Source organism: Variovorax sp. 10N412, assembly GCF_056394985.1.
The window spans coordinates 1-5,538 of the sequence record NZ_JBFTIO010000037.1 but is presented as its reverse complement, the minus strand read 5'-3'; the positions used below and the strand labels follow the sequence as shown (position 1 = coordinate 5,538).

The 5,538-nt window shown below is 55.6% G+C and carries 4 protein-coding genes and 1 pseudogene; 2 read left to right on the top strand and 3 right to left on the bottom strand.

The window, feature by feature from the left end; genetic code table 11:
- Positions 1-732: pseudogene (locus AC1DJH_RS32925) on the bottom strand (NtaA/DmoA family FMN-dependent monooxygenase); the annotation flags it as partial.
- 198 nt (positions 733-930) lie between these two features.
- Here AC1DJH_RS32925 and AC1DJH_RS32920 point away from each other — a divergent pair.
- Positions 931-1,410, top strand: coding sequence for a hypothetical protein (locus AC1DJH_RS32920; protein ID WP_478188589.1), 480 nt, complete (start codon positions 931-933; stop codon positions 1,408-1,410).
- Positions 1,411-1,555: 145 nt separating this feature from the next.
- Here the strand turns inward: AC1DJH_RS32920 and AC1DJH_RS32915 are convergent, their stop codons facing one another.
- The gene (locus tag AC1DJH_RS32915) at positions 1,556-2,746 is read right to left on the bottom strand and encodes a site-specific integrase (RefSeq protein WP_478188588.1); all 1,191 of its coding nucleotides are present in this window, start codon (positions 2,744-2,746) and stop codon (positions 1,556-1,558) included.
- 1,702 nt (positions 2,747-4,448) lie between these two features.
- Complete coding sequence (locus AC1DJH_RS32910; protein ID WP_478188587.1) at positions 4,449-4,640, bottom strand: hypothetical protein; 192 nt, start codon at positions 4,638-4,640, stop codon at positions 4,449-4,451.
- 344 nt (positions 4,641-4,984) lie between these two features.
- Between AC1DJH_RS32910 and AC1DJH_RS32905 the strand changes: the two genes are divergently transcribed.
- The coding region (locus AC1DJH_RS32905) for a PHP domain-containing protein (RefSeq protein ID WP_478188586.1) at positions 4,985-5,538 on the top strand (554 nt) is incomplete at its 3' end.

Genomic DNA, 5,538 nt, shown 5'->3' with positions numbered 1-5,538 from the left:
AGTCGTCCAGGCCGCCCGGGAACCAGGGCGACATGATGTTGAAGCCGTCCGCGCCGCCTTCCTCGAACCACTGCTGCAGCTGGTCCGCGATGCTCGACGGCGTGCCCACCACCTGCTGGTGGCCGCGTGCGCCTGCAATGCGCAGGTACTGGTCGCGAATGCTCAGGTTCTCGCGCCGCGCAAGGTCCAGCAGCAGCCGCTGGCGGCTCTTCGGGCCGTTGGTTTCCGGCAGGTCGGGCACCGGCCCGTCGACCGGCAGGTTGGAGAAGTCGAAGCCGCCGATCCGCCCGACAGCAGCGACACGCCGACCACCGGGTGCACCAGGTCCTGCAGCTGCGCGAACTTGTCTTCGGCCTCCGCCTGCGTGCGGCCGACCACCGGAAAGATGCCCGGCATGATCTTCACCGCGTCCGGCTCCCTGCCGTAGGCGACCGCGCGGCCCTTGATGTCGCTGTAGAAGCTCTGCGCCTCGTCGAAGGTCTGGTGCGCCACGAAGATCACCTCGGCCGTGCGCGCCGCCAGGTCGCGCCCGGCCTCCGACGCGCCGGCCTGCACCACCACCGGACGCCCCTGCGGCAAGCGCGACACATTGAGCGGCCCGCGCACCGAAAAGTGCTTGCCCTTGTGGTTGAGCACGTGCAGCTTGTCTTCGTCGAAGTACAGGCCGCTTTCCTTGTCACGCACGAAGGTGTCGTCCTCCCAGCTGTCCCACAGGCCCGTCACCACGTCGTGGATGAACATGGAGTGACCAAGACCGTTCAACGATTGAGCTGACCATTCGCGCAGGCAGCCGTTCCGTGATTTCAACGGATTCGAATAAGTTTTGAATGAAATGGATCGGGTCGAGTCCATGCTCAAAAATCGCTCTTCGCGAAATTTTTTGGCCGTCGATGCACTGCCGAAAAATTTGAAATCTAGACAATCATTGCGATGATTGCGGCTTCGATGATTAACAGGTTTATTTCAATGCCGCAGGCTGCAATCCAACAAGAAAACACTTCACACTCGAATTTTTTCGGTTCAGCGAATCTGCATCGGTGGCAACTTCCTCAATTCGCCTTTGTCCCACAAAAAATTGAACCCCTGCGAACAAGCTTGAAGACTGGCGAAGAAAGATTCGTTTACAGCGCGCACGGCGACATTAATGTGGATGCCGACGGAAAGTTGGTGATTTCAGTTCAATCGCTGAGCGTACGTGGCGATTTCGCGCGTAAGGAACTTATGCGGTCATTACTTGCGGATGAAGTCGAGCTTGATGCCCGACTTGACTTGGGACAAGTTATCGATTGCTTGATCGATACAACAAGCTTGAGTAATGGAAAACCAGATCCGGAGTTTGAGGATCTGCATATTCGTGTCTCGAACCATCTTAGAGAGCTACTGCAAAAGCTCGAACGCTTCACGTCATAGTGCTTTTGAAAGGGGGCAGCCCATTTTGTATACTAATCCCGTAGAAGAGGAAAGATCGCAAGGAGGTGCGAACGATTCCGTGCGCGTGACAGTTACTAGGAATGAACGCATCGATCGGGCGCTTTCCCGGTTTCTTCACATGCGGCTACATTGCTGGTTTTCGTGAGCTTCGCGGCGGATTTTCCGTTAAGGCTATTGCGGCTTTCACAGCCTCCAGGGCCTTCAGAGCATTTGAGATTTTTGAGGCGTCCGATTTAGCTCGTTCCTTTTTAGGAAAAACAATAATTTTGGGTTCTTGACCATTGCGATCCGCGAGCGCCTGAACGCTGCGTTGCGACGGTTTCACGCGAGTTTGCCCGTTGGAGGAATCCCTCCGCGCGTAATGAACCGCGGCTGTAGTTTCCGAGCCGTGACCCATGAGGGCGGCAACCTCACGATGGGATAGCTGAGCCTTTGCTGTTGCGGCAAACCGATGCCGTGCACTGTAGAGCGTGGGATGCGTGGTTCGTGTTGACGGCATGACCCGCGAGATTGTGTGCATCAACTTGCGGCAACGGTTGTACCAAGCCTCAAAGTTCTGCCGTTCTTGATGGGAATTCGCACGCTCGATATGCCGCCCGATCAACAGCTTTTCATCGCGATTCAACTCCGAGATGTCGAGTTCACGATGCTCGCCAAAGGAGCGGCCATTGGTGTTTTTTCCATTTTTCACGACCAACATAAGCTTTGTCCCGGCGTCGTTCAGACTTGCTTGCGCCCACTCAGAGGGGCGTAAACCGGTCAAAATCCCTGCAAGAAACCATTCTTTCGTATCGTTTTTCCATTTACTTCTGCTCAGATCGAGCCGCTGAACTACTGCTTCGATGTCACTTGGTGAGAGCTTTTTAGCCTTCTGAGTCGACGTTTTTCCAGCGGTTCTTGAGCGACGGCGCTCATCCAACGCTTCCTTCCGCTTCTTTTGCATCTCTGCTAAAGCGGTTATTGCCTTGGCTTGTTCCTCATCACTTTGGAAGTGCTTGAGTGGATCTCTGATCGGGTCTGTCATTCCCAGGAGCTTCCGTTTGGCGTCGTCATAGTAAGGCTTGCCTTCGGAGATTGCCGAATCTAGCGCGTAGATCATTGCAGCGCGGTAGCTGCGCTCCGTGGCTTTTGACCATTCGACGCGCCTTTCTAGGAAAACTTCGACTGACCACGCCACATCAGAACTGGGAGCAGGTTGGAGCACAACCGGTTGAAGGCTCCGCTCGAGCCCTAGGCGCATAAACCTGGCAAAGATGCCCTCGTATTGCGCGATCGTCTTGGGTGTACGGCTAAGGATTTTTGGATCGATCGACATATGCCAACGGGCTTCCTTTTTTCGGACACTCATGTTACTGTCCAATTTGAAGGCGCGCCACTTTGGGACAGTGTGCGTACAAACGTATAGTAGCTAAGAGCATTCCTGTGAGCGTTGTTGCTAGGTTTCGGGCATTCATATCCACGGCGTCTCGACTGCTCTGTGTCTGTTCTTACACCTCGGCATACCCGGCAGAACATCGGTTTTCGCACGGCTAGCCAATGGGTTGTCACGCCGTTTGAGTCAATCGCTGCCTCTTGGGCCCCTAAACTTGAAGACCTAGTCTTCTTGGCTGCCCAGCCTTAGGCGCCAATCTGCAACGACGCTTCAAGCCGCAACGCAACGCCACGCCACGCCGACCGCCGACCGTCGACCGTCGACCGTCGACCGTCGTTCCGCTTACTCGCGGTCCTCGCTCGCGGACCTTTGTCTGATAGCTTCTGATACTCGCAGCCGCCGACGCTCTCGCTGCTGCTGACACTGCCCGTCCGAAGCTGCTCATCGCCTGGCCGCTGCATGCTGCTGATGTCGAGTGTTGCTGCCTGCTCCGCTGGTGACGCTCGGTGCCTACCCAGCAATTTCAGATCAAAGTTGTTGCGGCGGCGATGAGTTTTGGCTTAGACATCCGAGAATACCGAGTCTGAGAGAGCGCGTTGGATGAGCGGCTGATTTGCCTTCGGAGCCCTGATCGCCCGAAGCTATGCATGGGCAAGGGGGTTATCGAGTTTGACCGGAAACCATCCTTGCTTCTGCCTTCCGCGCTATTTGAGCGCCAAGCAGGGCCGCTGATGTAACTACTGGGCGTTCATGGCTTGTTTTACAGCATCTTGCATCACACTCTTTATTTCCTTCCCACCTACCACGACTCTTAAACAAATCCTACTGCACGGGTGCGATGTCGGCCGTTTCCTCATGCATCAAACCCTTTAGTGAGGGAGAAATACAAGCTGACGGATAACAAAATAGCTAGAGCAGCTTGACCTTTGCCTCATGCTGAGAGAGTAAACACTGTGCTGCATTCCGCTTTTATGCAACCTGAGCCTAATAACCGCAAGCGCGGTTCTGTCTAGGCGGGCGAACAAACCGAGCAATGGGAGGCGGCCAATAAATAGGAGCGTTGCAACGCGTCTAAGATCTTTACCCCCTCAGGGGGAAATTTTTTCGAGGGCATGGCTGAGTCGCTCACTTATTAGCGATTTCGCATAGTCCTATCGGTGAAAAGCGCAACGTGATTTGACCGGCGCAGTTGAAGCGTAGTCGAGGGTAGGGGTGAGTGACAGAACCTTGAAAATTGACCCGATCGTCACAGCTGCTCCTTGTGGCAGTAGATTGGCTAATAGACAAAGAAATTTTCAGACAGCAAGCGTCTGCGAAAAACTCACGCAATTTTTTATTCTCTACAGGAATGGAATGGAGCCATGTTTTTGTAAGCTCTAATGAACAATTGGCCGCGCCATAATACTCCAACGGACCGCGATCGGAGCTTTTCGACTTAATGCGCGGGGGGCAACTTTACGTCAACGCATTCGGTGTTTTGAGGTTATTCTTTGCTAGCAGCACAACTGGGCCTATCCCGAGTTAGATACTCGCACTTGAGCGCTGCGAGAATGAATTTATACCCAGAATTAACTTGGGCTTAGGTCGATCGTGGTTTTTTTCGTCTCCACGAGGCCGCCGTGATCTGGTGCGGGTATTACTGTCATCACGCCAATAAGACGGCGTCATAGCGTGAGGCTGCTTCCTCCAATTCCATTCTTCTCGGCTTTCTTATTGCAATTTTCTTTTTGGTAAAAAGCCATTTAAACTGCAAAAGCGTCATCTCAAGAAGCTTGGAAGTCGAGGATGAAGCTGCGCCTGGATTTTTGAGATTACGCACCCGCACGCGCTGGGACATGGATTGCTGAATTGAGGATTTAAGCATTCTTGGCGACACGAGATTGCGTCTTCGTCTATCTCCCGGTGTTGGTGTTTTCACGTGAAAGATGCTGACGCCGGGCGGTGATGCCCATAACCGAGGCATGGTTTTATCGGGTCGTTGGGCTTGCACGGGAATGATCGAGCGACATCAGTGCCTCAACGGGTTGGGTTAGGCCGTAGGGCGACCAGAAGGCCCGCACGGAGTAGCTCCGATAAAGACGCAGCGTCTGCAGAGCTGGAAGCTGCGCGCCTCCCTTTACTTTTCGGCATGGCGGCAGGCATTGCCTGGCGGGCGCGGCCAATCCCTGCGAAGACCCAAGCGTGTGCGAGGCGCTCGCGAGCTTCCGCCGGGCCTATGCGGCGCGCGAGGTCGCGCCGCGCAATAAGGCGCCGCTCACGCGAGAGCCGCTGCTCGCGCTCTGCGATGCGTCCTTACGGGGTCTGAGCGATCGTGACTTACTGTTGTTCGGCTTTGCTTCGGGCGGCCGCAGACGATCGGAGGTCACCAGCGCCACATTCGAGAAACTCAGGCGCTTGAGCGGTGTGTCGTTCACCTACGAGCTGCTGCGCTCGAAGATCAACCAGGCCGGCACCGCGCGCGCGGACATGTTCAAGCCGGTGGCCGGCCCCGCTGCGCAGGCTATGCAGGCGTGGATACCCGAGTACGCCGAGCTGCGGTGCGTGAGCAACTTCAGCTTCCTGCGCGGCGCGAGCCAGCCCAGTGAGCTGGTCGAGCGCGCCAAGCAACTGGGCTACAGCGCGTTGGCGATCACCGACGAATGCAGCCTGGCCGGTGTAGTGCGCGCCCACGTGGCTGCGAAGGAGCAAGGGATAAAGCTGCTGATTGGCAGTCAGTTTCTGGTCGAGCCTGAAGC